This is a genomic window from Agromyces sp. P2_B3 (genome assembly GCF_056404815.1).
This window is the reverse complement of sequence record NZ_JBFUDH010000002.1, coordinates 191,760-216,862: the sequence shown is the minus strand read 5'-3', so window position 1 is coordinate 216,862 and position 25,103 is coordinate 191,760. Positions and strand designations below refer to the sequence as shown.

Genomic DNA, 25,103 nt, shown 5'->3' with positions numbered 1-25,103 from the left:
GCGCGCCCCTACGATGACGACATGCAGACCCTGACGCCGGCGATCCGCGTGTCCGATGAGGTGGGCGCCGCCATCGCCGCGGGTGCTCCCGTGCTGGCGCTCGAGTCGACGATCCTGAGCCACGGCCTCCCCGCCCCGCGCAACCTCGAGGTCGGGCTGGCGGCCGAGCGACAGGTGCGCGACGCGGGGGTGGTGCCCGCCACGGTCGGCGTGGTCGACGGCATCGCGGTCGTCGGACTCTCCCCCGCCGAGATCGAGCGGCTCTGCACCTCGGGCGACGTGGTGAAGGTGAGCGTGCGCGACCTGCCCATCGCCCGGGCGAAGGGCCTCGACGGCGGCACGACCGTGGCTGCGACGGCGTGGCTCGCGCACCGCACCGGCATCCGCATCATGTCGACCGGAGGGCTCGGCGGCGTGCATCGCGGGGCGAGTGAGAGCTTCGACGAGTCGGCCGACCTGGGCACGCTGGCGACGACGCCGATCACGCTCGTGAGCGCGGGCGTCAAGTCGATCCTCGACATCGGCGCGACCCTCGAGCGCCTCGAGACGCTCAACGTGCCGGTCGTCGGCTACCGCACGAATCGGTTCCCCGGCTTCTACGTCGCCGATTCGGGCTTCGCACTCGACTACCGCATCGAGAGCGCAGCGGATGCCGCGACGCTGGCGCACGCGCGCGACGAGCTCGGCCTCTCCTCGGCGGTGCTGGTGGCGAACCCGGTCGACGAGGAGCTGCAGCTCGACCCCGCCTTCCACGACCAGGTGCTCGCCGAGGCGCTGGCCGCGGCATCCGACGCCGGCATCACGGGCCACGACACCACGCCGTTCCTGCTCGACCACGTGCAGCGGGCAACGGGCGGGCGGAGCCTCGAGGTCAACCTCGAGGTGTACCGCGGCAACGTCGCGCTCGGGGCGGAGATCGCGCGTGCCGTCGCCGGGTGAGCGCCAGCCCGCGGCATCGGCCGGCGTGCTCGCCGTGGTCGGCGACCTCGTCGAGGACGTCATCGTGTGGGCCTCGGAGCCGGTGCGCACCGCGACCGATACGGCGGCACGGGTGTTCCGCGCCCGGGGCGGGAGCGCCGCGAACGTCGCCGCCCTTGCCGCACGGCTCGTGCCGGCGCGCTTCATCGGCCGGGTGGGGTCGGATGCCGCGGGCGAAGTGCTCGTGGCCGAGCTGGCCGCGGCCGGGGTCGACGTGCGTGTGCAACGGGAGGGGCGCACGGGCACGGTCGTGCTCCTCGTCGACCCCGACGGTGAGCGCTCCATGTTCCCCGACCGCGGCGCCTCTGCCGCCTTGGCGCACGTCGACGACCGGTGGCTCGACGGGGTGGCCTGGCTGCACGTGCCGGCCTACGGGCTCGAGCTGGAGCCCATGCGCGGCGAGTGCGTCCGCCTCGCGGGTGTCGCCCGCTGGGCGGGAGCCCGGGTCTCGGTGGACGCGTCGTCGACCGGGTTGCTGTCGGCGCTCGGCGTCGGGTCGGCGATCGGCCTGATCCGCGCGATGCGCCCCGACGTGTGCTTCGCGAACGAGGACGAGGCCGCGCTGCTCGGCCTGGCGGGCGGCGGCGCGGTCGCGGCATCCGTCGCACCCGTGGTCGTGGTCAAGCACGGGCCGCTGCCGACCGACGTGATCGTCGCCGGCGAGCTCGCCGAGCGGGTCGACGTGGCGCCGGTGGCGGGCATCCGCGACCTGACGGGCGCCGGCGACGCGTTCGCCGCCGGCTTCCTCGCCGCGACGCTGCAGGGGGCGGATGCCGCGGCGGCGTGCCTCGCGGGTCATGCTGCCGCGGCATCCGTGCTCACGAGCCCGGGCGCCCACGCCGCGACCGCGGCGACCCCGCCGCCCGCCGACGTCGCGGCGAGGCATTCGTCAACCTGAATTGACTTCTCGATCGCCGTCAATTACGGTTGACGACATGGATGACCGGACCCTCCGCACCGCCATCGCCGCGGCCGACGGCGACGACCCCTACGGCGCCCTCCGCGAGCTGCACCGCGCGCGCATCGAGGTGAACCTCGCGCTCGACCGGGCCGAGGCCGTCGCCGTGCGCCGTGCCCGCGCGGCCGGATCCAGCTGGCAGCTCATCGCCCTCGCGCTCGAGGTGTCGAAGCAGGCGGTGCACAAGAAGTACGGACGCAGGTAGGCGACGTATGCTGCAAGGCGGCGACGACGCAGGCATCGGGCGGATGCGGCATCCGCTCACCTCGCACACCAGGAAGAGCAGATGAGCACCACGCAGACCCCCACCCCCGCCCGACGCAGTTCCTTCGGCCGGCGCGGAACCCCGCCGACCGGCCCCCGCGCCACGTTCCGGCAACTCCTGCCATTCATCTTCGAGCACCGCCCCGTGCTCATCTGGGTCGCCGTGCTGTCGATCATCGGCGCGATCACGAGCCTCGCCCAGCCGCTGCTCGTCGCCCGGGTGATCACGATCGTCGAGGCCGGCCAGCCGCTCGGGTGGATCGTGTGGGGCCTCATCGCCCTCGTGATCATCAGCGGCATCATCTCGGGCTACCAGCACTACCTACTGCAGCGCACCGGCGAGGGCGTCGTGCTCTCGAGCCGCAAGCGCCTCGTCGCGAAGCTGCTGCGCCTGCCCATCGCCGAGTTCGACACGCGCCGAACCGGCGACCTGGTGTCGCGCGTGGGCAGCGACACCACGATGCTGCGCGCCGCGCTCACCCAGGGCCTCGTCGAGGCCATCGGCGGCACGGTCACGTTCATCGGCGCCCTCATCGCGATGCTCATCATCGACCCCGTGCTGCTCGGCCTCACCGTGCTCGTCATCGCCATCGCGATCACCACCGTCACCCTGCTCTCGGGGCGGGTTCGCGAGGCGTCGCACCAGGCCCAGGAGAAGGTCGGCGACGTCGCCGCCTCCGTTGAGCGGGCCATCAGCGCCGTGCGCACCATCCGGGCGTCGGGCGCCACCGAGCGCGAGATCCGCTCGGTCGACGCGGCCGCCGAGGGCGCCTGGGAGATGGGCGTGAAGGTCGCCAAGATCTCGGCCCTCATCGTGCCCGTCGCGGGCATCGCCATGCAGGTGTCGTTCCTCGTCGTGCTCGGCGTCGGCGGCTTCCGCGTCGCCTCGGGCGCCATCACGGTCGCCGACCTCGTCGCGTTCATCCTGTTCCTCTTCATGATGATCCTGCCGCTCGGCCAGGCGTTCGGGGCCGTCACCTCGGTGAACCAGGCGCTCGGCGCGCTCGGACGCATCCAGGAGATCCTCGACCTGCCCGATGAGGACGCGCACGACCGCGACCTCGCCCCGCTCGCCGTCATGGTCGGCGACGCGAACAGCGCCGTGCGCCCCGACGCGCCTGCGATCGAGCTCGACGACGTGCACTTCGCGTACGCGGCCACCCGGCAGGACCCGGCCGATCCCGGCAACGACTCCCCCGACGAGCACCTGCCCGAGCCCGACGTCACCGCCCGCCAGCCCGTGCTCCGCGGCGTCTCGTTCCAGGTGCCGCGGGGCCAGCGGGTCGCGCTGGTCGGCCCTTCGGGCGCCGGCAAGTCCACGATCCTCGCCCTCATCGAGCGCTTCTACGACCCCAGCGTCGGCGAGGTGCGCATGGGCGGGCTCGACCTGCGTACCCTCGACCGTCACGAGCTGCGGGCGCAGATCGGCTACGTCGAGCAGGATGCCCCGGTGCTGGCCGGATCCCTCCGCGACAACCTCAAGCTCGGCAGCCCCGACGCGAGCGACGCCGAGTGCGAGCACGTGCTGCGCGCCGTGAACCTCGGCTCAGTGCTCGACCGCGACCCGGCCGGACTCGACGCGGCGGTCGGCGAGGACGGCATCATGCTCTCGGGCGGCGAGCGCCAGCGCCTCGCCATCGCCCGCGCCCTGCTCGCTGCGCCGCCGATCCTGCTGCTCGACGAGTCCACGTCGTCGCTCGACGGCCTCAACGAGCGGATGATGCGCGAGGCGATCGACGCCGTCTCGGCGGGCCGCACGCTGATCGTGATCGCGCACCGCCTGTCGACGGTGATCGACTCCGACCGCATCGTCGTGCTCGATGGCGGGCACGTCATCGGCGAGGGGACGCACGCCGAGCTCGTCGACTCCGTGCCGCTCTACCGCGACCTCGCGGCGCACCAGCTGCTGGTCTGAGGCCGACCGGGCCGTCGCGTGCCGCGACGGCCCCAGGCCCGTCCGCTAGCGCAGCCCGATCGAGACGACCCTCCCGTCGCCGAACACGTCGGTCGAGACGTAGAGCCGTCCACGCTGCCACTCGACGCCCGCAGGCGAGGTCACCTCGGCGAAGGTGCTGACCTCGCCGCGCTTCGTGATGACCGACACCCGGTCGCCGAACAACTCGGCGACGAAGACCGTTCCGTTCGGCGCGACCGCGAGGCCGCTGGCGCCCGCGAAGCCGGTGGCGTACAGCTGCACCTCCCCCGTCGCCGGGTTCACCCGGTACACCGAGCCATTCGCACCGAGGCTCGCGTCCTCGGGGCCGCCGGGCAACGAGGTGACGTAGAGCCAGCCGTCCTTGCCCAGCTCGACGTCCGTCGGCACCGGCTCGGTGATGAACTTCTGGCCGACGACGCAGTCTGGCAGGCCGAATGATGCAGCGAGCGCCTCCGTGGCGACGAAGCTCGACGGCGGCAGCACGGCCACTGTCGAGATGTCACCGGCCGAGTCGACCGCCAGCACGGCATTCGCGCCCGCATCCGCGACGTACGTCACGTCCTTCAGCATGAGCGACCCGTAGACGTGCGTGTCGATCGCGCCGCCGTGCGGCCCGACGAACGGCAGCAGGGACGGCGGGATCTGTGCGAGGCACTCCTCGGGGAGGTCGCGGAACCCGTACTCGGCGTCCGCGTCGGGATTGTTCACCTCTTCCCACGCCAGCACGTCCACCGAGGTCACCGTTCCATCTGCGGCGCGCCGCATGAGCCGCGAGGCGAGGACCTGCTCCATGTCGCCCTCGCGCTCGCCCCACGTGACGACGCCGTCCAGCGTCGACACGGCGGCGATGCCGGGTCCCGTCGCGAGGACCTCTGAGGCGCCGCCGGAGATCTTCGTGAGCAGGCCGGCGAAGTCCTGGCCGACGTAGAGGATGCCGTTCGGCGTCACGTCGAACGTGAGCGGCCCGACGAGGTGCTCGGCCTCCATCACCGTCTCGCCGGGTGACGGCGGCTTCGGCCCGTTCGGCGCGGCGACGGCCGGCGACGCGATCGCCGTGAGCGCCACCCCCATGAGTATCGCGGTCGTGGCGAGCGCAGTGGATCGTCGCATGGTTCTCCCCTTCGAGGAACGCCGCATCGGGAATGCTCACGCCGAGGCCGCTGTCTCGGGCCACAGCTGCGGCGGATGGCCCGGACTCTACGCCGACGCGCAGGTGGCGAAAACCCCCGAACGGGGGACACCCCGAGCGGAACCGACTCAGGGAGAACCCCGGGGCCGAATGGGGGCTGGCCGGGATGGCACGCTGCATGATGCTCCGTAGCGTGGGCCTCCGCACCCGATCCCGGGGTGCCCTGAGCCCATTCCCCCACGGAGGACCATCATGACCATCGCGACCATGTCCGCAACGCGCGACCTCTCCCGTCTCGACGAACTGCCGGTCGACCTCATCGACGACCTGCCGAACGTCGCCGACGCGTCCTCGGCGCGCGCGGGCCTCGGCGACTCGTTCGAGCGGGTGCAGGCCGGCATCCAGGGCTGGCTCCGCCACTGGGAGCCCCTGCGCCTTCCCGCCTTCGCCGCCGTGCGCGACGAGATGCCCGCGTCCGACCGCGGTCGCAGCGGTCTCCGCGCGGCGCCCACCACGACCGACGGCGCGGTGCGGGTCACGGCGAGCCTCTACGACCCGCCGAGCCGTGAGGGCGCGCCGCTCAACTGGTCCCGCAACTGGACGAGCCTGGCCGTGCTGCCGCCGGCGCGCGACGCCGGACGCCTCTACTACCGCTTCCGCGTGTCCAGCCGCCTCGTGCTCGACGGACGGGCCGAGCTCAGTCTCGCCTCGACGAGCGTGCATTTCGGCATCGTGCCGGATGCCGCGAAGGCGAGCCCGTTCGAGGCTCCCGGTTTCGCCACCCCCATCGCGCGCCCCCTCGTCGGCGTGCAGGCCCGGGAGGACCAGGACGCCTCGGCATCGCAGGTCTTCGAGGGCTCGATCACCGTGCGCCAGGGCGACACGCCCGCGATGGCCTTCGTGATCGGCACCGACCTGCTCTTCCGGGACGGCTGGGTGCGGGTGCACGAGGGCTCCAGCACCTGGATCGGCCCGTCGGAGCCCGGCGCCAGCGGAACGGTCGAGTTCCGCTACGCCCCCGCCGCGATGCTGCGCCTGCTCGGACGGCTCGACGAGTCGCACGGGGTCGCCTGACCGGCATCCGGCCGACGCAGCAGACCGCGGTCTAGAATCGCCGGATGCCGCGCTTCGTCGTCGTGCTGCCGCTGGTGCCGCTCACCGAGGGCGACGAGTTCACCGTCGCCGACTGGCCGCTGCACGTGACGCTCGTCGAGCCGTTCCAGGCCGGCCTCGATGCCGACGAGCTCTCCGAGGTCGTCGGCGGCGTCGAGGGCATCGGCACGGGCGGCACCCCGATCCGCGCGACCGCGGGCGACGAGGCGCTGTTCGGTCGCCGGCGCGACGTGCCGGTGACGCTCGTGCAGGACGGCGGCGAGCTCGCCGGGCTCCGCGCGCGCACCTTGCACGCGCTCGTCGGAGCCGGCATCGAGGTGCGCTCCCGCCTCGACTTCCGTCCGCACGTCACCCGCAAGCAGCACGGCCAGTTGCACCCCGGTGACCGCGTGGTGCTCGACACCGTCGCCCTCATCGACATGCGGCCCGCCGAGGGCGCGCACCACCGCCGCGTGGTGGCGGCCTGGCGGCTCGGCACCTGACCCGCGCGACGTAGCACTCGGCCTCCACACGCCGCCACGCACGGATTCGTTCCCCGCCCGACCTCCCGTCGATGCGGTCGACCCCATGTCCATCGCACGATGAGCGGATGCCGCGAGCTCCGCACCCGCTTCCAGCGCACCTGCACGATCGGGGCTTCACCGTCTCAGAGGCTCGCGCCCACGGCCTCACGCCGGCCCGGTTGCGGGCGTCGGATCTCGTGGCGCCGGCTTGGGGCATCCGGCTTCCCGCCGACGGCTCAGCAGGGCCCGACGTGCGCGCCGGGCTGCTGGCACAACGCCATCCGGGATCATTCCTGAGCCATGGCACCGCCGCAGCGTTCTGGGGCCTGCAGGTCGAGCCGCCGCGCGATCGAGGCCTGGTGCACCTGAGCGTCCATTCGGAGCTCCCGCGTCCACGGGGCGCCGTCGTCCGCGGGCATCGCCTGGACCTTCGGCCGGGCGAGCTGCACGTCGACGGACCGGTCGCCGTGACGGCGCCTGCCCGCACCTGGTTGGACCTCGCGACCACTGGTCTCGGCGTGGAAGACCTCATCGTCGCAGCCGACCGGATCCTGTGTCGGCGCCGGCCGCTCGCGACCTGCCACCAGCTCGAGCTGGTGCTGCTGCGGCATCCGGGTGCTCGCGGCATCCGCCTGTTGCGATCCGCCCTCCCCGAGGCGATCGAGGAGTCTGACTCATCGCGCGAGACCAAGCTCCGGTTGCGACTCGTGCACGCCGGGCTGCCGCGTCCCACCCCCGGCTTCGCCGTGCTCGACGCGGCGGGGATCACCGTCGCGATCGCGGACCTCGCCTTTCCCGACTACCGGGTGCTGATCGAGTACGAGGGTGCGCACCACCTCATCGATGGGCGACAGTGGGCGCACGATCTCGATCGGTTCAACCGGTACCAGGAGCTCGGATGGCTCAGCCTTCGCGTCGGTGCACGCCAGTTCGATGCGTTGCCGGCCACGGTCGCGTTGATCGAGCGGACGCTGCGGACCCGTGGCTGGCGTCCGGGCGGCGTGTGACACGCGCCCCATGGCGTCGAGTGGTCACGTTCCGCGGTCTTCCCAGGTGGATGACCACGGAATGCGACCACTCGGCGGAACGCCTCGGCGTGTCGCCTCGCACTCAGCGGGCGTCGGCCGGGGCGGGCGTCGTGTCGGCACCGTCGATCGGCGCCGCGCGCTTCTGCCACGGCCACCGCCCCGAGACCTCGAGCTCGAGCGACCAGCTGAGGAACGTGCGGATGAGCACGATGATCGCGAGCACCAGCACCGAGTCGAGCGTGGGCGTCACGGCGACGGTCTTGATGATGTCCGCGGCGACCAGCAGCTCGAGGCCGAGCAGGATGGCGCGGCCGAGCACGCGGCGGAATCGTTCGTAGATCGGATACTTCCCACGGATGCCCCTGAGACCGGCGTCGATGCTCGCGTAGAGCACGCCCACCACGATGGCCAGCACGCCGACGACGTCGATGACCTGGCCGATCGACTCGATGATGGTGCCGAACTCCATGGCGCCTCCTCGCGGCACACGCTAGCGCCGGAGGCTCGCCGTCGGCGCGCGACGTGCCGCTGACGCGGATGACGGATGCCGCGGACGCGGCGCCTTCCCGTGCGCGCACGCCCGCGGCATCCGTCAACCGCACGTCGGTGCGCCCCGGCGGACCGGGGCGCACCGTCGTGAGCAGCTAGGCGTCCTGGTGCTGCAGGTGGTACCGGAGGCTCGCGAGCTCCGCCTTGAGCGCGGCGGGCACGCGGTCGCCGAACTGCGCGAAGTACTCCTCGGTGAGGTCGCACTCGGCCAGCCACGAGTCTCGGTCCACGTCGAAGAGCTGCTCGAGCGCGTCATCCGTGATCTCGATGCCGTCGAGGTCGAGCGAGTCGGATGCCGGGAGCAGGCCGATCGGCGTCTCCACCGCGTCGGCGCCGCCCTCGATGCGCCCGACGATCCACTCGAGCACGCGCGAGTTCTCGCCGAATCCGGGCCAGAGGAACGAGCCGTCGGCGCCCTTGCGGAACCAGTTCACCTGGAAGATCTTCGGCGCGTTCTCACCGAGGACGCGGCCCATCTTCACCCAGTGACCCCAGTAGTCGGCCATGTTGTAGCCGCAGAACGGCAGCATCGCGAACGGGTCACGACGCAGCTCGCCCACGGTGCCCTCGGCTGCGGCGGTCTGCTCGGAGGAGATGGTCGCGCCCATGAACACGCCGTGCTTCCAGCTGCGCGCCTCGGCGACGAGGGGCACGTTGGTGGCCCGACGCCCACCGAAGAGGATCGCGTCGATCGGCACGCCGTCGTGCGCGTCCCAGTCGTCGGAGATCTGCGGGCACTGCGCCGCCGCCACGGTGAACCGGGAGTTCGGGTGAGCAGCGGGGCGACCGGATGCCGGGGTCCACGGGTGCCCCTCCCAGTCGGTGAGCTCGGCCGGCGCCTCGTCCGTCAGCCCCTCCCACCAGACGTCGCCGTCGGGACGGAGTGCCACGTTCGTGAAGATCGTGTTGCCCCAGAGGGTCTGCACGGCGGTCGGGTTCGTGGTCTCGCCCGTGCCGGGCGCGACCCCGAAGAACCCCGCCTCGGGGTTGATCGCGTAGAGGCGGCCGTCCTCGCCCGGTCGCATCCAGGCGATGTCGTCGCCGATGGTCTCGACGCGCCATCCGGGGATCGTGGGCTGCATCATCGCGAGGTTGGTCTTGCCGCAGGCCGACGGGAAGGCCGCGGCGACGTGGTAGACCTTGCCGGCGGGGGACGTCACCTTGATGAGCAGCATGTGCTCGGCGAGCCAGCCCTCGTCGCGGGCCATGACACTCGCGATGCGGAGCGCGAAGCACTTCTTCGCGAGCAGCGCGTTGCCGCCGTAGCCCGAGCCGTACGACCAGATCTCGCGCGAGTCGGGGAACTGCACGATGTACTTCGTCTCGTTGCAGGGCCAGTCGACCTCGGCGCGGCGGTGGCCGACCCCGTCGACGAGCGGGTAGCCGACCGAGTGGATGGTGCGCACCCACGGCTCCCCCGCCTCGATGAGGCGGTACACGGACTCGCCCATGCGGGTCATGATGCCCATCGAGAGCACGACGTACGGCGAGTCGGTGATCTCGACGCCGAGCTGCGAGATGGGGCCGCCGAGCGGGCCCATCGAGAACGGCACGACGTACATCGTGCGGCCCTTCATGGAGCCGTCGAAGACGTCGAGCAGCTCGGTGCGCATCTCGCGGGGATCGCGCCAGTTGTTCGTGGGGCCGGCGTCCTCCTCGTAGGTGGAGCAGATGAAGGTGCGGTCCTCGACGCGGGCGACGTCGCCGGCGTCGGTGCGCGCGAGGTAGCTGTTCGGGCGCCACTCGGGGTTCAGCTTGACGAGCTTGCCCTCGGCGACGAGCTGCTTGGTGAGCAGGTCGGCCTCGTGCTTGGAGCCGTCGCACCAGACGATCTCGTCGGGCTTGGTGAGCGCGGCGATCTCATCGACCCATGCACGCAATGCGGAGTCGGTGGTGCCGCGCCGCGCGTGCTCGGATGGCTCGGAGCCGGAGGTTCCGATCGAGAACTCGGAGATCGTCATCGTCGTCCCTTTCGTGGGTTCCCGACCGGGGCCGGATTGGTTCGTACTTCAAGGATGCGACGGTTTGCGGCCTCCTCTCGGTCGAAAGAGCCGTTAAGAACGCACGTTCTTTCGCTATCCTTAAGCCATGAAAGCCGGCACGCCCGACCTCGCCACCCTCGGACACCGCATCCGCCACTTCCGTGGTGAGCGCGGGCTGACCCTCGACCAGCTCGGCGATGCCGTGGGCCTGGCCGGCAGCCAGCTGTCCCTCATCGAGAACGGCAAGCGCGAGCCGAAGCTCTCGACGCTCGACGCCCTCGCGGCCGCACTCGACGTCGAGCTGGCCGACCTGCTCGCGCGCGAGGCGCCGAGCCGCCGCGCCGCTCTCGAGCTCGAGCTCGGCCGCGCGCAGTCGAGCGCCCTCTACGCGACGCTCGGGCTTCCGGCCGTGCGGCCCGGCCGGGGCATCAGCGACGAGACGCTCGAGGCCATCGTGGGACTGCACCGCGAGTTGCAGCGCCGCGCGAGCGAGGCGATCGCGACGCCCGAGGAGGCCCGTCGCGCGAACACCGACCTGCGCGAGCGCATGCGCGACCAGGACAACTACCTCCCGCACATCGAGCAGCTCGCGGAGGAGCAGGTGCGCGCCTCGGGCCACCGCACCGGCGCGCTCACCCACCGCGAGGTGAGCGTGATGGCCGAGCGGCTCGGCTTCCAGCTCATCTACGTCAGCGACCTGCCCGACTCGACGCGGTCCATCACCGACCTCGCCAACGGCCGCATCTACCTGCCGCCCGCGTCCATCCCGGGCGGACACGGACTGCGTTCCATGGCCCTGCAGGCGATGGCGCACCGCCTCCTCGGGCACACCCCGCCGGCGAGCTACGACGAGTTCCTCTGGCAGCGGCTGGAGATCAACTACTTCGCCGCCGCGTGCCTGATGCCGCAGGAGGCATCCGTCGCCTTCCTCCAGCAGGCCAAGAAGGAGAAGCGACTCGCCATCGAGGACTTCCGCGACGCGTTCGGCGTCACCCACGAGGCGGCCGCGTTGCGCTTCACCAACCTCGCGACCAGCCACCTCGACATGACCCTGCACTTCCTGCGGGTCGCGGGAGACGGCGCGCTGCTGAAGGGCTACGAGAACGACGGGCTCGTGCTGCCGACCGACGTCACCGGCTCGATCGAGGGGCAGTGGGTGTGCAAGAAGTGGAGCGCCCGCACGGCCTTCGAGCACACCAACCGCACGACCGAGAACTACCAGTACACCGACACCCCCGCGGGAACCTTCTGGTGCGCCACGCAGACCGGGCGCACGGATGCCGCGGAGTTCTCGATCACGGTGGGCGTGCCGTTCGCGCAGGCGAAGTGGTTCCGCGGGCGCGAGACCACGCTGCGGGCGGTGTCGACCTGCCCCGATGAGGGATGCTGCCGTCGGGCGCCGAACGGACTCGCCGAGCGCTGGTCGGGCCGGGCCTGGCCGAGTGCGCGCCTGCACGCCCACGTGCTCTCGCCGCTCCCCTCCGGCACGTTCCCGGGCGTCGACGACGCCGAGGTGTACGCGTTCCTCGAGGCCCACGCCGACCAGTAGCGGCATCCGCGGCCTGACGTCGCCTCGGCGTGCCGAGCGAGCTCTGCTGCCCACGGCGCATCGAAACCTTGTGTTCGGTGCCGATCCAGATGCATGGCGCACCGAACACAAGGTCTCGACGCGCGCGCAGCGTGGCGGGCGCCGCGTCGATCGGCGGATGCCACGGCACTTCGATGTGTGTCTTGCAATAGTGTGTGACACACAGTATCGTGTGACGCATGACCACTGATGAGACGACGGCCGGCCACATCCAGGAGCTGCGACGCGGCACCGTGGTGCTCGCCTGCCTCGTGCGCCTGCGCCGGCCCGACTACGGGTACGCGCTCCTCGAGTCGCTGAACGCGCTCGGCATCCTCGTCGACGCCAACACGCTCTACCCGCTCCTCCGGCGCCTCGAGAAGCAGGGCCTGCTCGTCAGCGAGTGGAACACCGACGAGGCGCGACCCCGCAAGTTCTACCGCACCAGCCCCACCGGCGAGGCCCTCGCCGAGGTCCTCACCACCGACTGGCGCCGTGTCGACGACGCCCTCACCAGACTCACCACCACAGGAGACGAACGATGACCACCCTCACCGACCGCTACGTGTGGGCCGCGGCCCGCAGCGTGCCGGAAGCCCAGCGCACCGAGCTCGAGCGCGAACTGCGCGAGCGCATCGGCGACGAGACCGACGCGCTCGTCGAGAGCGGGCGCTCGCCCATCGACGCCGAACGCGCGGCCCTCACTGAGCTCGGCGACCCGGTCGCACTCGCGGCCCGCTACGTCGACCGCCCGCTGCAGCTCATCGGTCCGCGCTATTACCTGGTGTGGTGGCGCCTGCTGAAGCTGCTCCTCGCGGTCGTGCTGCCGTTCGCGGCCCTCGGCATCGCGATCGCGAAGGCCGTGGCGGGTGCCGACATCGGCGAGATCATCGGCTCGGCGATCGGGCTCACGATCTCGGTCGCGGTGCACATCGGTTTCTGGACGACGCTGATCTTCGCCGTGCTCGAGCGCACCCCGGCCCCGGCCGGCCGGCGCGGCATCGACGCCCCATGGACGCTCGACATGCTGCCCGCCCTGCCCGAGCCCGCGAAGGCGTCTCGGCGCGGCGAGTTGATCGCCTCGGTCGTGATGCTCGTGGTGTTCGCGGGCCTCATCGTGCTCCAGCAGTTCGGCGTGCCCTGGGTGGACGACCTCGAGTCGGTGCCGCTGCTCGACCCGTCGCTGTGGAGCTTCTGGCTGCCGTACTTCCTCGGGCTGATCGTGCTCGAGATCCTCTTCGCGTTCGCCCTCTACGCCTGGGGCTGGAACTGGTGGCTCGCCGGGGCCAACCTGGTGCTCAACGTCGCGTTCGCGGTGCCGGCACTGTGGCTCTTCCTCACCGGGCAGCTCCTCAATCCGGCCGCGCTCGACGCCATGGACTGGCCGTGGGGCGAGTCGGGCCCGATCATCGTCACCATCATCGTGGTCGTGGTCATCGCGGCCGCCGCGTGGGACGTGGTCGACGGCGGCATCAAGGCCTGGCGCGCCACGAGCGGCCGTCGCGCCGGAGTCGACTCCCAGCCCGTCGCCGCCTGACCCGACGATCCGGATGCGGCCTACTTCGGCTGCATCCGGATCGCGCCGTCGAGGCGGATCACCTCGCCGTTCAGCATCGGGTTCGCGATGATCGACCGCACGAGCGCGGCGTACTCGGTGGGGTGTCCCAGCCGGGACGGATGCGGCACCTGGGCCTCGAGGGAGGCGCGCACGTCGTCGGGCATGCCGGCCATCATGGGCGTCTCGAAGATGCCGGGCGCGATCGTCACGACACGGATGAGCAGCTTCGACAGGTCGCGGGCGATCGGCAGCGTCATGCCGGCGACCGCGGCCTTCGACGCGGAGTAGGCGGCCTGCCCGATCTGCCCGTCGAACGCCGCGACCGATGCGGTGCTCACGATGACGCCGCGCTCGGCCGTCGCCGGGCCGCCGGGCACCGACCCCTCGACGGGGTCGGTCGCGGCCATCGCGGCGGCCGCGAGCCGGGTCACGTTGAACGTGCCGATGAGGTTCACCCGGATCGTGCGCTCGAACGCCTCGAGCGGCGCGGGCCCGTCGCGTCCGACGGTGCGGTTCGCGGTGACGATGCCGGCGCAGTTCACGGCGACCCGCAGCGGTGCGAGGGCGGATGCCGCGTCGACGGCGGCCTGCACCTCGGCCTCGTTCGCGACATCCGCCGCCACGAAGCGGGCACGGTCGCCGAGCTCGCCCGCGGCCTCCTCGCCGCGTGGGCCGGGCAGGTCGACCAGGACGACGGAGGCGCCGCCCTCGACGAGAGCGCGGGCGGTGGCGCGTCCGAGGCCGGATGCTCCGCCGGTGACGATCGCGGAGGCGCCGTCGAGTTCCATGTGGTGTCCTTTCGTCGAGTGCGGCCGAGGCCGCCGGGGGTGGCGAAGGCCGCCGCGTGAGGCGTCAGATCCGCTCGATCATCGTCGCGTTGGCCATGCCGCCGCCCTCGCACATCGTCTGCAGGCCGAGACGCCCGCCCGTGGCCTCGAGCTGGTTGACGAGCGTGGTGAGCAGGCGCGTGCCCGACGACCCGAGGGCGTGCCCGAGTGCGATCGCGCCGCCGCGGGGGTTGAGCTTCGCGGCATCCGCCCCGGTCTCGCGGAGCCACGCGAGCGGCACCGACGCGAACGCCTCGTTGACCTCGTAGGCGTCGATGTCGGCGTGCACCAGTCCGGCGCGCTCGAGCACTCGCTCGGTTGCCGGGATGACGCCGGTGAGCATGTACAGCGGATCGCTGCCGACCACCGAGAACGCGCGGAATCGCGCGCGCGGCTCGAGCCCCAGCTGCTCGGCCGCCTCGGCGCTCATGATGAGCGCGGCCGACGCGCCGTCGGTGAGGGGCGACGAGTTGCCCGGCGTGATCCGCCAGTCGAGCTCGGGAAACCGCTCGGCGAGCCGATCGCTGTGGAACGCGGGATTGAGGCCCGCGAGCGACTCGACCGTCGTGCCGGGTCGCACGGTCTCGTCGGCGAGTGCGTCCACGCCGGGCACGGGCACGACCTCGGTCGCGAACGCACCCGACTCCCCCGCCTCGGCCGCGAGCCGGTGCGACCGGGCCGCGAACGCGTCGAGCTCCCCGCGCGAGAAGCCCCACTTCGCGGCGATGAGCTCGGCCGACACGCCCTGGTTCACGAGCCCCTCGGGGTACCGCGTGCGGAGCCGCGAGCCGAACGGGTCGGCGCCCGCGGCGCTCGAGCCGAGCGGCACCCGGCTCATCGACTCGACGCCGCACGCGATGACGATGTCGGCCTGCCCGGCGAGCACCGCCTGCGCGGCGAAGGTCGCGGCCTGCTGGCTCGACCCGCACTGCCGGTCGATCGTGGTGCCGGGCACCGTCTCGGGGAAGCCCGCCGCGAGCACGGCGTTGCGGGTGATGTTGTAGCTCTGCTCGCCGATCTGGCTGACGCATCCGCCGATCACGTCGTCGATGAGAGCCGGATCGAGGTCGTTGCGGGCCACCAGCGCGTCGAGCACGCCGGCGAGCAGGTCGACGGGATGCACGCCCGACAGGATGCCGCCGGGCTTGCCGCGCCCGACGGGCGTGCGGATGACGTCGACGATGACGGCTTCGGTGCTCATGCTTCCAGCCTAGGACGGTTGCGAGGCGGCCGGCCCGCCGCGCTCAGCCGGCGTCGGCGACCGAGGTGAGCGAGGCGACGGATGCCGCGAGCTCGCGTTCGAGCACCACGGGCTGGCGTTCGGGGAGCACGAGCGGGTGCGTGCCGGCCATCGCCTCGATCACGCGCACGACCTGGCAGGAGTAGCCGTACTCGTTGTCGTACCAGACGTAGAGGATCGCGTCGGTGCCGTCGGCGATCGTGGCGAGCCCGTCGACGATGCCGGCACGGTTGGAGCCGACGAAGTCCGTGGAGACCACCTCGGGCGACTCGATGTAGTCGACCTGCTGGCGCAGCGGCGACGTGAGCGACACCTGCCGGAGGTACCGGTTGAGCTCGGCCTTCGACGCCGGGCGCTCCAGTTGCAGGTTGAGGATCGCGAGCGACACGTCGGGCGTGGGCACCCGGATGGCGCTGCCCGTGAGCTTGCCGGCGAAGCCCGGCAGGGCTTTGGCCACGGCCTTCGCCGCACCGGTCTCGGTGATGACCATGTTGAGCGCCGCCGAGCGGCCCCGGCGGTCGCCCGAGTGGAAGTTGTCGATGAGGTTCTGGTCGTTCGTGAACGAGTGCACGGTCTCGACGTGGCCGCGCACCACCCCGTAGGCGTCGTCCACGGCCTTCAGCACGGGGGTGATGGCGTTCGTGGTGCACGAGGCGGCGGAGAGGATGCGGTCGGATGCCGCGATGTCGTCGTGGTTGATGCCGTGCACGATGTTCTTGATCGCGCCCTTGCCCGGCGCGGTGAGCAGCACGCGCGCGACGCCGGTCGAGCGCAGGTGCTGCGCGAGCCCCTCCTCGTCGCGCCAGCGCCCGGTGTTGTCGACGACGATCGCGTCGTGGATGCCGTAGGCCGTGTAGTCGATCGAGGCCGGGTCGTTCGCATAGATCACCTGGATGAGCGTGCCGTTCGCGAGGATCGTGTTCGCCTCCTCGTCGACCTCGATCGTGCCGGCGAACGGGCCGTGCACCGAGTCGCGGCGCAGCAGGCTCGCGCGCTTCACGAGGTCGTTCGCCGAGCCCTTGCGCACGACGATCGCCCGCAGCCGCAGCCCCTGGCCGCCGCCGGTGTGCGCGATGAGGATGCGCGCGAGCAGCCGTCCGATGCGGCCGAACCCATACAGCACGACGTCGGCGCCGGATGCCACGGGCGCGGCGTCGGCGGCGGTGTCGGCACCGAGCACGGGAGCGAGCTCGGCGCGCAGGAAGTCGGCCAGCGGCATCCGCTCGCCCTCGGCACCGGACTCCCGGTGGCGCGAGACGAGGCGCGCGACGTCGACGGATGCCGCACGCGGCCGCAACTCGCGGAGCGCCTCGAGCACGCGCATCGTGTCGACGAGCGAGAGCTCCTCGTCGCCGGCCTGGCGCGCGAAGCGGTGCGCCTTGACGAGCGCGATGGCCGACCGGTTGATGAGCCGGCGACCGTGGATCGAGGTCACCACCCCGTGCTCGCGGTAGAGGCCGCCGATGAGCGGGATCATCCGCTCGGCGAGCTCCTCTCGGGCGATCCATTCCGCACGTCGGGCGTCGAAGTCGTGGCTCACGGTGTTCCTTCTCGGGCGCGCGCAGGTGGGCGACGTCGCCGTGTCATGCTCGGGCCGCGCCTGCCGGTGGGCAGCGTCGACCAGGTGTCTTCCGGGGGATGCCCTCGAGTCTATGCGGCCGCGAGCGTGCGGTCCCTGTACACCGTGGCGTGCACACGCACGCGTACACGACGCGGCGTCGCGTCAGCCGGCCGGCGCGTCGTCGACGAACCGGATGTCGTAGACCGCGACCCGCTGCGGCACCCCGTCGAACACCGCGGCGCGGGCATCCGACGCCAGGTAGGCCTGCTCGAGCCGGCCGAACTCCTCGCGGTCACCCGCGGCGCTCACCGCCCACACGAACTCGTTGGACTCGCGCACGCCGTAGGCGAACTCGATCGTGAACCCGGCGGGCGGCCGCACGGCGGGCATCGCCCCACGCCACCACTCGACGAACGCGTCGTACTCTCCGTCGACGAGCGTGTACCGGCGCAGCTGGATCGTCTTCACCCGACCCATTCTGCCTGCCCGTTCGCTGACGCATGGCACAATCTGCGCCGCAACGGAAGCCCTCGACAACAATCCTGCGGATGTGGTCGAGTGATCGGCATGAACATCCTGCTGATCATCGTCGCCATCATCGCCATCATCCTGCTGCTCACCGGCGGGTTCGTGCAGTCCCTGAACTTCCTGCTCTGGGTCGGCATCGTCCTGCTCGTGATCGCCGTGATCGTGTGGCTGGTGCGCATGATGACGGGCAGCCGCCGGGTCTGATCCCGCCGGCCCCGAACGCGACAGCGCCCGGGCGAGACGTGTACGACGTCTCGTTCCGGGCGCTGCTGCGTGTTTGCGCGGCGACACGGGTGCCGGGACGCGTCACGCGCACCCCGACACCCGTGTGATCACGGCCGCACCAGGAGGCGATCGACGTTGATATCGGCGCCCGAGGCCTGCTCGTTGCCGCTGCCGGTGGCCACCAAGGACAGCACGTGCACGCCCGGCGCGAGTGCAGGGCTCGTCCAGATCAGCTGGTTGCCGACCCGGACCTTGCCGTAGAAGTCGGCGCTGCCGACCTCGACCCCATCGATCAGCACCGTGGCGATGCCCTGGTTGGACGCCCGAAGGCCGTAGAGCTCCACCGACGACCCGGCGAACCGGAAATCGACCGAGTCGCCAGCCACGGACGTGGACGTGACGGACGAGTGGTAGAGGCCCGTGCGGTTGATGCAGCCGGGGCAGCTGAGCCAGCCGCTTCCGCGGTAGTCCAGCCGGCCACCGCCCGAACCCTCGGACTGGTCGTCGACGGAACTCGCGCCTCCGCGCGCCTGGACGACCTCGACGCGGTCGAGCCCGACCCACCCGCGATTTCCGGGGTCGTCGGAGGTCACCTCGAGACGGAGCGTGTGCGGCCCGTCGATCAGCACCGGCGTCCGCCAGACCACCTCGCCGCCCCTGCCCTGCTTCTGGAAGGACAGCGCAACGGGCTCGTTGCCGTCGATCGAGGCCGTCGCCGCTCCGCCACGCGGTCCACCGACGCCGACAAGAGTCGCCTGCGTGCCGTCGAAGTCGACGGTGATCGCGTCGCCGGCCCGGTTGCTGCCGGCGATCGTGCCGTCGCCCGCGCCGTCGACCTGCGGCACCGTGAACCCGGAGCATCCGTCATGGCGGCCGGCGCCGGCCGAGCAGTGCTGCCACCCGCCGTCGTACGTGATCGTCGTCGCCGCGTCGTCGATCGTGAGGATCGGGTCGAGCGGCTCCACCGCGAGGTCGGCGAACTGGGTCGCCGAGTAGTCGCCCGAGAGGCCGACCATGCCGGCGATCCACGTGGCATCCGTCACCCCGGTGACCTGCGTGTCGTCGATCTCGCCGGTGATCACGTCGTCATCGAAGGTGAGCGAGAGCTCATGCCAGCCGGCGCCCGAGCCGTCGAGCTTGCCGGTGGCGAGCTCGAGCGACGACCGTCCGCCCGGCACTGCGCGGCTCAGCGACCAGGTCCCGTCGGAGGCGAGGCTGAGGCCGTACCCGTTCGGGACCGGCTGCATCGCGTCGTTCGAGACGCGTCCGAGCACCTGCGCCGTCCCACCGTCGGGCACGAACGCCTGGACGGTGGCGCGGTAGTCGCTCCAGTCGAGGTCGCCGAGGATGCCCGCCGGCCTCTTCCACGCAGCCCATGAGATCGCAGGCTGCATCGAGACCTGTGTGAGGCACGTGCCCTCGCGGTCGCCCTCGCACGCACGCTCCTCGTAGGCACCCTCCATCTGCGAGAAGTACCGCGTCTGCCCGCTGGCCCCGCCGTCGGCGAGGCTGTCGCGATAGGGGAACGGGAATGCGGACTGCGGCTGGCCGACTGCATCGCCGTGACCCTGCCCGGTCGTGGTCGTGACCGTCACGGCCGAGTTCGCGGGAACCGTGAGCGTATAGGTGCCGTCGGTGGCCGGCGCGAGGTCAGCCTGAGGCGCGAACCAGTCGTCGGCCGTCGTCTGCCAGACGTGGAGGTCGCCGGCCTTCAGGTCGTCGCTGACGGACAGCGTGACGCTGCGCGCCTCCGAGGTGCCGATGTTCTCGATGACGGTGCTCCAGTCGCCGCCACTCGGCGACTTCAGGGTCACGAAGCTGCCCTGCGCCGGTGAGGCGGGATCGAAGTATCCGGACGCCTCGTCGAGGTACTGCCAGCCCGGCTCGGTGAACTGGGTCGTGTGGGCCACCGCCCAGATCGCCGACTGCACCTGGTAGTCACCCGACCACGGGGTGTTCGCCCGCATGAGCCCGGCGTCGGAGATGCTGAGGCCGTCGTAGTAGGCGGTGAGCAGGTTCCAGATCTCGACGCCCGTGATGCGGCCCTGGATGTAGGCGTGGTTCAGCAGCGAGGGAATCGACTTCGCCGAGCCGCCGACGCCCCACTCGGCCGACCACGGGCCGCCCTCGGAGATCCAGAGCGGCTTGCCGAGCGACTGCGCGGTCGCCGAGCTGGGTCCCGTCGAGTAATGGTTGCCGAGCAGGTCGACGGCGTCGACGAGCTCGGGGTCGTTCGCCATGTCGACGGCGATCGGCCACTCCCCCTTCCTCGCCGCCTCATCGGAGGCGATGATGCGCACGTCCTCGTAGCCGGCCGCGTCGAGGGCGGCACGGTACTCCTTGACCCAGGCCGACTCGTACTCCCGCTCGTTGCGCACCCCCATGTTGTCGATGGTCAGGCCGTGGCCCTTCGCGCAGTCGAGCCAGTCGATGAAGTAGTCGATCGTGTCGTGCGAGAAGTACTCGCCGTCGCCGAGCCACCCCGGAGCACCCCAGGCCAGGGCGCCGAGCGTGATGTCCGGGTTGCGCTCGACGGCTTCCTGCATGAGCCACCACTCGTAGCCCGCGTCGCAGTTCACCTCACCTCGGACGTGGGCATGGCTCGACTCCGAGCCGTCGGTGGTGTTGGTGTCACCGCCGATCTCGACCTTCAGCAGCTGCAACGAGGCCCCGTAGCCCGGCTTGAAGAGGTAGTCGAGCACCTCGTCTCGCTCCGGCTCCGGGTAGTCGAGCAGCAGCCGCGAGGTCGCGCCGCCGCCCGAGATGGCTCCGATGCCGTCGAAGATGCGACCCTCGCTCGACCCGTCGACGGTGATGGTCGCCGTGGTCGCCGGCGGCGCTGCGACCTGGCCCGCGGAGTCGTCGGCCTCGGCCGCCGACGCGGCCGGCGCGCCCGAGAGCGCGAGTCCCGAGATGACCATCGCGCTCACGACGGTGGCCGCGCTTCGCGACCAGCGAGCAGCGGCATCCCCGCGGGGCGGATTCAGCCGAGTCCCCGACCGGCGTGTTCTTTCGTGTTCCTGCACCCCTCATACCCCTTCGTATCGTGCTGACGCACCCGTTTCCGGGCGCGCTGAAGCAACGCTTCCTTGCGTGGTGGAAAAAGCTCGAGAGCGATGCGATCTGCACCGTGAGCTGACGTCTGTCCCCCGAACAGGGGCGATGTTACCGTTCACATCGAAGAAGGGTCAAGCAGATTTCTGCGCGTCGCGGCGCGTCGGGAAAGGGCTTCCCCGCGATCCCAGTGTTGGCGCGGATCCGGCCGGATCGTATACGATCGCACCAGCATCCGACGACGAAGTGGAGCGCACGTGCTCGACCCCTTGCAGATCGCGGCGATCGCCGATGAACTGGCCGACGCCGATCGTGCGGGCAGCACGGTGCCGCTCCTGACCGCCCGCCATCCCGGCATGACCGTCGACGACGCCTACGCCGTGCAGCGCGAGTGGGCCGACCGCGGCATCGCCTCGGGCCGTCGGCTCGTCGGCCGCAAGATCGGCCTCACCTCCAAGGTGATGCAGGCCGCGACCGGCATCACCGAGCCCGACTACGGCGTGATCTTCGACGACATGGTCCTCGAGTCCGGGGCATCCGTCGAGTTCGACCGCTTCTCGAACGTGCGCATCGAGGTCGAGCTGGCGTTCGTGCTGCGCCACCGGCTCGAGGGGCCGCACACGACCGTCTTCGACGTGCTCGACGCCACGGCGTACGTCGTGCCCGCTCTCGAGATCCTCAACTCCCACATCGCGCTCGAGGGCCGCACGATCGTCGACACCATCTCCGACAACGCCGCGATGGGCGCCATGGTCGTCGGCGGCCGCCCGGTGAAGCCCGACGCCGTCGACCTCCGCTGGGTCTCCGCGCTCCTCTCCCGCAACCAGGTGATCGAGGAATCGGGCGTCGCGGCGGCGGTCCTCGGCCATCCGGCGATGGGGGTCGCGTGGCTTGCGAACAAGCTGGCGCAGCACGGCCAGGCGCTCGAGGCCGGCGAGATCATCCTCGCGGGTTCCTTCACCCGGCCGATGTGGGTGCAGCGCGGCGACACGGTGCACGCGGACTACCGCGAGTTGGGAACGGTGACATGCCGGTTCGAATGACCCTTCCGCCCACGCTCGCCGCCCGGCTCGCGGCATCCGACCGGCCGCTCGTGGGCATGTGGGTGTGCTCGGGCAGCGCGCTGAACGCCGAGATCGCCGCCGGCAGCGGCCTCGATGTCGTGCTCATCGACGCCGAGCACTCCCCCAACGGCCCGGAGTCGATCATCGCCCAGCTGCACGCGGTGGCCGCCTATCCCGTCGCGCCGCTCGTGCGCCCGCCGTTCGGCGACACGGTCGTCATCAAGCAGTACCTCGACCTCGGCGTGCAGAACCTCCTCGTGCCGATGGTGGACTCCGCCGAGCAGGCCGCCGAAGTCGTGCGCGCCGTCCGGTACCCGCCCCTCGGCGTCCGCGGCGTGGGCAGTGCGCTGGCCAGGTCGTCGCGGTGGAACCGGGTGCCCGGCTACCTCGCGGATGCCTCGAGCACGATCTCGCTGTTCGTGCAGGTGGAATCGCGGGCCGCCGTCGAGCACGTGGCCGAGATCGTCGCGGTCGACGGCGTCGACGGGATCCTCGTCGGCCCCGCCGACCTCGCCGCCTCGATGGGACGACTCGGGCAGCAGGAGCACGCGGAGGTCGTCGACGGGGTGCTGCGCTCGATCCGCGCGGCGGTCGATGCGGGCAAGCCCTGCGGCGTGAACGCGTTCGACCCCACGGCGGCCGACCGCTACCTCGCTGCCGGCGCGGCGTTCGTGCTCGTCGGCGCGGATGTCGCGTTGCTGGCGCGCGCCTCCGAGGCCCTCGCGGCCCGGTTCATCCCTGACACGTCGGAGACGCCGACCGAGGCACCGCGCGCCGGCTACTGAGCGGATTCGCTCCGACCGCTCCACGGATCGTATATTATTTGAGATACCAACAGACGAGGACGTCCATGCGCAGCTCCGGCATCGCCACCCCCGGCAAGATCATCGCCGTGCACCTCAACTACCCGTCGCGCGCGGCGCAGCGCGGTCGCACCCCCGAGCAGCCGAGCTACTTCCTGAAGCCGTCCTCGTCGGTCGCGGCATCCGGCGACGTGCTGGAACGCCCCGCGGGCACCGAGCTCCTCGCCTTCGAGGGTGAGGTCGCGCTCGTCATCGGCGAGCCCGCGCGCCGGGTCTCCCCCGACGACGGCTGGCGACACGTGGCGGCCGTCACCGCCGCCAACGACTTCGGGCTCTACGACCTGCGCGCCGCAGACAAGGGGTCGAACGTGCGCTCGAAGGGCGGCGACGGGTTCACGCCGCTCGGCCCCGACCTCATCGACGCGGCATCCGTCGCCCCCGACGCCCTGCGCGTGCGCACCTGGGTGAACGGCGCCCTCGTGCAGGAGGACACGACCGACACGCTGTTGTTCCCGTTCGGCCGCCTCGTCGCCGACCTCTCGCAGCTCATGACGCTCGAGACGGGCGACGTCATCCTCACCGGCACGCCCGCGGGATCCTCGGTCGTCGTGCCCGGCGACGTGGTGGAGGTCGAGGTCGACGCACCGCTGGCGCCCGGCGCCCCGAGCTCCGGACGCCTCCGCACGACGATCACCGAGGGCACCACGCCGTTCGCCGACTTCGGCTCCGCGCCCGCCGTCGACGACCGCCAGCGGATCGAGGCGTGGGGCGACGCGCAGGCGGCGGGCATCGCCCCCGCCGTTCCGGTTCCGGATGCCGCTGCACCGCCGTTCGAACTCACCGACGAGCTGCGCGAGCTGCTCGGGTCCGTCGGCGTGGCGACCCTCAGCGTGCAGCTGCGCAAGCGCGGCTACACCGACGTCTTCCTCGAGGGGGTCCGAGCCAACCGCCCCGGAGCCCGCGTCGTCGGACGCGCCCGCACCCTGCGGTTCATCCCGTTCCGTCCCGACCTGTTCGCCCGCAGGGGCGGCGGATACAACGCGCAGAAGCTCGCGTTCGACACGGTCGAGCCCGGCGAGGTCATCGTCATCGATGCCCGCGGCGAGCGCGGCACCGGCACGGTCGGCGACGTGCTCGCCCTGCGGGCGCAGGTGCGCGGCGCGGCCGGCATCGTCACCGACGGCGGCACCCGTGACTTCGAGGTGGTCGCCGCCATGGACATCCCGACCTTCTCGCAGGGGCCGCACCCGTCGGTGCTCGGGCGCCGCCATGTGCCGTGGGAGGTCGACGTCGCCGTCTCATGCGGCGGCGCGGCCGTCGAGCCCGGCGACGTCGTCGTGGGCGACGGCGACGGCGTCATCGTCATCCCGCCCTCGCTCGCCTGGGACGTGGCCCGCGAGGCGGCAGCCCAGGAGGCGGAGGACGAGTGGGTGGCCGCACAGGTCGCGGCCGGGGCATCCGTCGACGGCCTGTTCCCCATGAACGACGAATGGCGCGCCCGCTACGAGGCGGAGCGCGAACCCGGGGGCCCCGTTGACCGCTGAGAGCAAATCGCAACTCGCCTACGGGTTCATCCGCGAGCGCATCGACGACGGGCGCTACGTTCCCGGGTACCGGCTCGTGCTCGGCCAGATCGCCAGAGAGCTCGACGTGTCGGTGGTGCCGGTGCGCGAGGCGATCCGCCGTCTCGAGGCCGAGGGGCTCGTCACCTTCGAGCGCAACGTGGGCGCGCAGGTCGCGCTCATCAAGGAGACCGAGTACCTGCACACCATGCAGACCCTCGCGATCGTCGAGGGCGCCGCCACCGCGTTGTCGGCCCCGCACCTGACGCCCGACCACCTGCGCCGGGCGCGCGAGATCAACGAGCGGATGCGGCGCACCCTCGACGACTTCGACCCGCACCGCTTCACGGAGCTCAACCTCGAGTTCCACGCCGTGCTGTTCGAGGAGTGCCCGAACCCGCACGTGCTCGACCTCGTGCATCGCGGCTGGAACCGGATGCGGATGCTGCGCGACTCGTCGTTCAGCTTCGTACCCGGCCGCGCCCGCGACTCGGTCGCCGAGCACGACCGCATCGTCGACCTCATCGAGCAGGGCGCCGACCCGGTCGAGATCGAGCTGACCGCGCGACGCCACCGCACCGCGACCCTCGACGCCGTGCTGGCCTACCAGGCGAGCCACGCCCACCTGTCCCCGAACCACCCGACCGCCGCGGCCGCCGCCGGCGCACGATGAG

24 protein-coding genes are annotated in these 25,103 nt (G+C 71.6%); 16 read left to right on the top strand and 8 right to left on the bottom strand.

The window, feature by feature from the left end; all coding sequences use genetic code 11:
- The first annotated feature begins 21 nt into the window (after positions 1-21).
- The 4 genes from AC1DZA_RS03910 (at position 22) to AC1DZA_RS03895 (ending at position 4,115) form a co-directional block, all read left to right on the top strand.
- Positions 22-939 carry a pseudouridine-5'-phosphate glycosidase gene (locus AC1DZA_RS03910; protein WP_476771781.1) on the top strand — a complete coding sequence of 306 codons (918 nt, stop codon included), beginning with the start codon at positions 22-24 and terminating at the stop codon, positions 937-939.
- A complete protein-coding gene (locus AC1DZA_RS03905) occupies positions 923-1,876 on the top strand; it encodes a carbohydrate kinase family protein (protein WP_476771780.1) in 954 nt (317 codons plus the stop codon). The genes AC1DZA_RS03910 and AC1DZA_RS03905 overlap by 17 nt, the downstream gene beginning before the upstream one ends.
- Before the next feature lie 37 nt (positions 1,877-1,913).
- Positions 1,914-2,141: a hypothetical protein gene (locus AC1DZA_RS03900; RefSeq protein WP_476771779.1), complete on the top strand. Its 228-nt coding sequence runs from the start codon at positions 1,914-1,916 to the stop codon at positions 2,139-2,141.
- 81 nt (positions 2,142-2,222) lie between these two features.
- Positions 2,223-4,115, top strand: coding sequence for an ABC transporter ATP-binding protein (locus tag AC1DZA_RS03895; protein WP_476771778.1), 1,893 nt, complete (start codon positions 2,223-2,225; stop codon positions 4,113-4,115).
- A 45-nt stretch (positions 4,116-4,160) separates the two neighbouring features.
- Here the strand turns inward: AC1DZA_RS03895 and AC1DZA_RS03890 are convergent, their stop codons facing one another.
- Positions 4,161-5,246: a ScyD/ScyE family protein gene (locus AC1DZA_RS03890; RefSeq protein WP_476771777.1), complete on the bottom strand. Its 1,086-nt coding sequence runs from the start codon at positions 5,244-5,246 to the stop codon at positions 4,161-4,163.
- 271 nt (positions 5,247-5,517) lie between these two features.
- Here AC1DZA_RS03890 and AC1DZA_RS03885 point away from each other — a divergent pair, with 271 nt between their 5' ends.
- The 3 genes from AC1DZA_RS03885 to AC1DZA_RS03875 all read left to right on the top strand — a co-directional run bounded on the left by AC1DZA_RS03885 (position 5,518) and on the right by AC1DZA_RS03875 (position 7,888).
- The gene (locus AC1DZA_RS03885) at positions 5,518-6,339 is read left to right on the top strand and encodes a hypothetical protein (protein WP_476771776.1); all 822 of its coding nucleotides are present in this window, start codon (positions 5,518-5,520) and stop codon (positions 6,337-6,339) included.
- Positions 6,340-6,383: 44 nt separating this feature from the next.
- The gene (locus AC1DZA_RS03880) at positions 6,384-6,860 is read left to right on the top strand and encodes a 2'-5' RNA ligase family protein (protein WP_476771775.1); all 477 of its coding nucleotides are present in this window, start codon (positions 6,384-6,386) and stop codon (positions 6,858-6,860) included.
- A gap of 107 nt (positions 6,861-6,967) precedes the next feature.
- Complete coding sequence (locus AC1DZA_RS03875) at positions 6,968-7,888, top strand: hypothetical protein (RefSeq protein ID WP_476771774.1); 921 nt, start codon at positions 6,968-6,970, stop codon at positions 7,886-7,888.
- 103 nt (positions 7,889-7,991) lie between these two features.
- Here AC1DZA_RS03875 and AC1DZA_RS03870 read toward each other — a convergent pair whose 3' ends face one another.
- On the bottom strand, positions 7,992-8,378 hold the full coding sequence (locus tag AC1DZA_RS03870) for a DUF1622 domain-containing protein (protein ID WP_476771773.1): 387 nt from the start codon (positions 8,376-8,378) through the stop codon (positions 7,992-7,994).
- A 53-nt stretch (positions 8,379-8,431) separates the two neighbouring features.
- Between AC1DZA_RS03870 and AC1DZA_RS03865 the strand changes: the two genes are divergently transcribed.
- Entirely contained in the window at positions 8,432-8,557 is a 126-nt protein-coding gene (locus AC1DZA_RS03865; RefSeq protein WP_476771772.1) for a hypothetical protein, read from the top strand.
- On the opposite strand, the gene AC1DZA_RS03860 is transcribed toward AC1DZA_RS03865, so the two are convergent.
- Positions 8,554-10,419 (bottom strand): phosphoenolpyruvate carboxykinase (GTP), encoded by a 1,866-nt coding sequence (locus tag AC1DZA_RS03860; protein WP_476771771.1) that lies wholly within the window; start codon positions 10,417-10,419, stop codon positions 8,554-8,556. The two genes, AC1DZA_RS03865 and AC1DZA_RS03860, sit on opposite strands and share 4 nt — an antisense overlap.
- 127 nt (positions 10,420-10,546) lie before the next feature.
- On the opposite strand from AC1DZA_RS03860, the gene AC1DZA_RS03855 reads away from it, so the two are divergent.
- The 3 genes from AC1DZA_RS03855 (at position 10,547) to AC1DZA_RS03845 (ending at position 13,544) form a co-directional block, all read left to right on the top strand.
- Positions 10,547-11,989, top strand: a complete 1,443-nt coding sequence (locus tag AC1DZA_RS03855) for a helix-turn-helix domain-containing protein (protein ID WP_476771770.1) — start codon at positions 10,547-10,549, stop codon at positions 11,987-11,989.
- A 218-nt stretch (positions 11,990-12,207) separates the two neighbouring features.
- Positions 12,208-12,552, top strand: coding sequence for a PadR family transcriptional regulator (locus tag AC1DZA_RS03850; RefSeq protein WP_476763082.1), 345 nt, complete (start codon positions 12,208-12,210; stop codon positions 12,550-12,552).
- Positions 12,549-13,544 carry a permease prefix domain 1-containing protein gene (locus AC1DZA_RS03845; RefSeq protein WP_476771769.1) on the top strand — a complete coding sequence of 332 codons (996 nt, stop codon included), beginning with the start codon at positions 12,549-12,551 and terminating at the stop codon, positions 13,542-13,544. Before AC1DZA_RS03850 ends, AC1DZA_RS03845 begins: the two co-directional genes overlap by 4 nt.
- A 20-nt stretch (positions 13,545-13,564) precedes the next feature.
- On the opposite strand, the gene AC1DZA_RS03840 is transcribed toward AC1DZA_RS03845, so the two are convergent.
- From AC1DZA_RS03840 to AC1DZA_RS03825, 4 genes are all read right to left on the bottom strand, one after another.
- The gene (locus AC1DZA_RS03840; RefSeq protein WP_476771768.1) at positions 13,565-14,353 is read right to left on the bottom strand and encodes an SDR family NAD(P)-dependent oxidoreductase; all 789 of its coding nucleotides are present in this window, start codon (positions 14,351-14,353) and stop codon (positions 13,565-13,567) included.
- A gap of 64 nt (positions 14,354-14,417) precedes the next feature.
- A complete protein-coding gene (locus AC1DZA_RS03835) occupies positions 14,418-15,593 on the bottom strand; it encodes a thiolase family protein (protein ID WP_476771767.1) in 1,176 nt (391 codons plus the stop codon).
- 43 nt (positions 15,594-15,636) lie between these two features.
- Positions 15,637-17,109: a glyceraldehyde-3-phosphate dehydrogenase gene (locus tag AC1DZA_RS03830; protein WP_476772008.1), complete on the bottom strand. Its 1,473-nt coding sequence runs from the start codon at positions 17,107-17,109 to the stop codon at positions 15,637-15,639.
- 246 nt (positions 17,110-17,355) lie between these two features.
- Positions 17,356-17,661: a hypothetical protein gene (locus AC1DZA_RS03825; protein WP_476761590.1), complete on the bottom strand. Its 306-nt coding sequence runs from the start codon at positions 17,659-17,661 to the stop codon at positions 17,356-17,358.
- Positions 17,662-17,760: 99 nt separating this feature from the next.
- On the opposite strand from AC1DZA_RS03825, the gene AC1DZA_RS03820 reads away from it, so the two are divergent.
- Complete coding sequence (locus tag AC1DZA_RS03820; protein WP_203230729.1) at positions 17,761-17,925, top strand: hypothetical protein; 165 nt, start codon at positions 17,761-17,763, stop codon at positions 17,923-17,925.
- A gap of 128 nt (positions 17,926-18,053) precedes the next feature.
- Here AC1DZA_RS03820 and AC1DZA_RS03815 read toward each other — a convergent pair whose 3' ends face one another.
- Complete coding sequence (locus tag AC1DZA_RS03815; RefSeq protein ID WP_476772007.1) at positions 18,054-20,867, bottom strand: hypothetical protein; 2,814 nt, start codon at positions 20,865-20,867, stop codon at positions 18,054-18,056.
- Between the two features lie 390 nt (positions 20,868-21,257).
- Between AC1DZA_RS03815 and hpaH the strand changes: the two genes are divergently transcribed.
- The 4 genes from hpaH to AC1DZA_RS03795 all read left to right on the top strand — a co-directional run bounded on the left by hpaH (position 21,258) and on the right by AC1DZA_RS03795 (position 25,102).
- A complete protein-coding gene (gene hpaH, locus AC1DZA_RS03810; protein ID WP_476771766.1) occupies positions 21,258-22,043 on the top strand; it encodes a 2-oxo-hept-4-ene-1,7-dioate hydratase in 786 nt (261 codons plus the stop codon).
- A complete protein-coding gene (locus AC1DZA_RS03805) occupies positions 22,028-22,849 on the top strand; it encodes an HpcH/HpaI aldolase family protein (RefSeq protein WP_476771765.1) in 822 nt (273 codons plus the stop codon). Before hpaH ends, AC1DZA_RS03805 begins: the two co-directional genes overlap by 16 nt.
- A gap of 65 nt (positions 22,850-22,914) precedes the next feature.
- Positions 22,915-24,411, top strand: coding sequence for a fumarylacetoacetate hydrolase family protein (locus AC1DZA_RS03800; protein WP_476771764.1), 1,497 nt, complete (start codon positions 22,915-22,917; stop codon positions 24,409-24,411).
- Positions 24,401-25,102 (top strand): GntR family transcriptional regulator, encoded by a 702-nt coding sequence (locus AC1DZA_RS03795; protein ID WP_476771763.1) that lies wholly within the window; start codon positions 24,401-24,403, stop codon positions 25,100-25,102. Before AC1DZA_RS03800 ends, AC1DZA_RS03795 begins: the two co-directional genes overlap by 11 nt.
- Position 25,103 lies beyond the last annotated feature (1 nt).

Excerpts from the sequence above, each read along its gene's own strand:
- AC1DZA_RS03815 (WP_476772007.1), bottom strand. The coding sequence starts at position 20,867 with ATGGTCATCTCGGGACTCGCGCTCTCGGGCGCGCCGGCCGCGTCGGCG.
- AC1DZA_RS03855 (WP_476771770.1), top strand. The coding sequence starts at position 10,547 with ATGAAAGCCGGCACGCCCGACCTCGCCACCCTCGGACACCGCATCCGC.
- AC1DZA_RS03880 (WP_476771775.1), top strand. The coding sequence starts at position 6,384 with ATGCCGCGCTTCGTCGTCGTGCTGCCGCTGGTGCCGCTCACCGAGGGC.
- AC1DZA_RS03845 (WP_476771769.1), top strand. The coding sequence starts at position 12,549 with ATGACCACCCTCACCGACCGCTACGTGTGGGCCGCGGCCCGCAGCGTG.
- AC1DZA_RS03820 (WP_203230729.1), top strand. The coding sequence starts at position 17,761 with ATGAACATCCTGCTGATCATCGTCGCCATCATCGCCATCATCCTGCTG.
- AC1DZA_RS03850 (WP_476763082.1), top strand. The coding sequence starts at position 12,208 with ATGACCACTGATGAGACGACGGCCGGCCACATCCAGGAGCTGCGACGC.
- AC1DZA_RS03860 (WP_476771771.1), bottom strand. The coding sequence starts at position 10,419 with ATGACGATCTCCGAGTTCTCGATCGGAACCTCCGGCTCCGAGCCATCC.
- AC1DZA_RS03800 (WP_476771764.1), top strand. The coding sequence starts at position 22,915 with ATGCGCAGCTCCGGCATCGCCACCCCCGGCAAGATCATCGCCGTGCAC.
- AC1DZA_RS03890 (WP_476771777.1), bottom strand. The coding sequence starts at position 5,246 with ATGCGACGATCCACTGCGCTCGCCACGACCGCGATACTCATGGGGGTG.
- AC1DZA_RS03900 (WP_476771779.1), top strand. The coding sequence starts at position 1,914 with ATGGATGACCGGACCCTCCGCACCGCCATCGCCGCGGCCGACGGCGAC.
- AC1DZA_RS03895 (WP_476771778.1), top strand. The coding sequence starts at position 2,223 with ATGAGCACCACGCAGACCCCCACCCCCGCCCGACGCAGTTCCTTCGGC.
- AC1DZA_RS03910 (WP_476771781.1), top strand. The coding sequence starts at position 22 with ATGCAGACCCTGACGCCGGCGATCCGCGTGTCCGATGAGGTGGGCGCC.
- AC1DZA_RS03875 (WP_476771774.1), top strand. The coding sequence starts at position 6,968 with ATGCCGCGAGCTCCGCACCCGCTTCCAGCGCACCTGCACGATCGGGGC.
- AC1DZA_RS03830 (WP_476772008.1), bottom strand. The coding sequence starts at position 17,109 with ATGATCCCGCTCATCGGCGGCCTCTACCGCGAGCACGGGGTGGTGACC.
- AC1DZA_RS03805 (WP_476771765.1), top strand. The coding sequence starts at position 22,028 with ATGCCGGTTCGAATGACCCTTCCGCCCACGCTCGCCGCCCGGCTCGCG.
- AC1DZA_RS03835 (WP_476771767.1), bottom strand. The coding sequence starts at position 15,593 with ATGAGCACCGAAGCCGTCATCGTCGACGTCATCCGCACGCCCGTCGGG.
- AC1DZA_RS03840 (WP_476771768.1), bottom strand. The coding sequence starts at position 14,353 with ATGGAACTCGACGGCGCCTCCGCGATCGTCACCGGCGGAGCATCCGGC.
- AC1DZA_RS03885 (WP_476771776.1), top strand. The coding sequence starts at position 5,518 with ATGACCATCGCGACCATGTCCGCAACGCGCGACCTCTCCCGTCTCGAC.
- AC1DZA_RS03870 (WP_476771773.1), bottom strand. The coding sequence starts at position 8,378 with ATGGAGTTCGGCACCATCATCGAGTCGATCGGCCAGGTCATCGACGTC.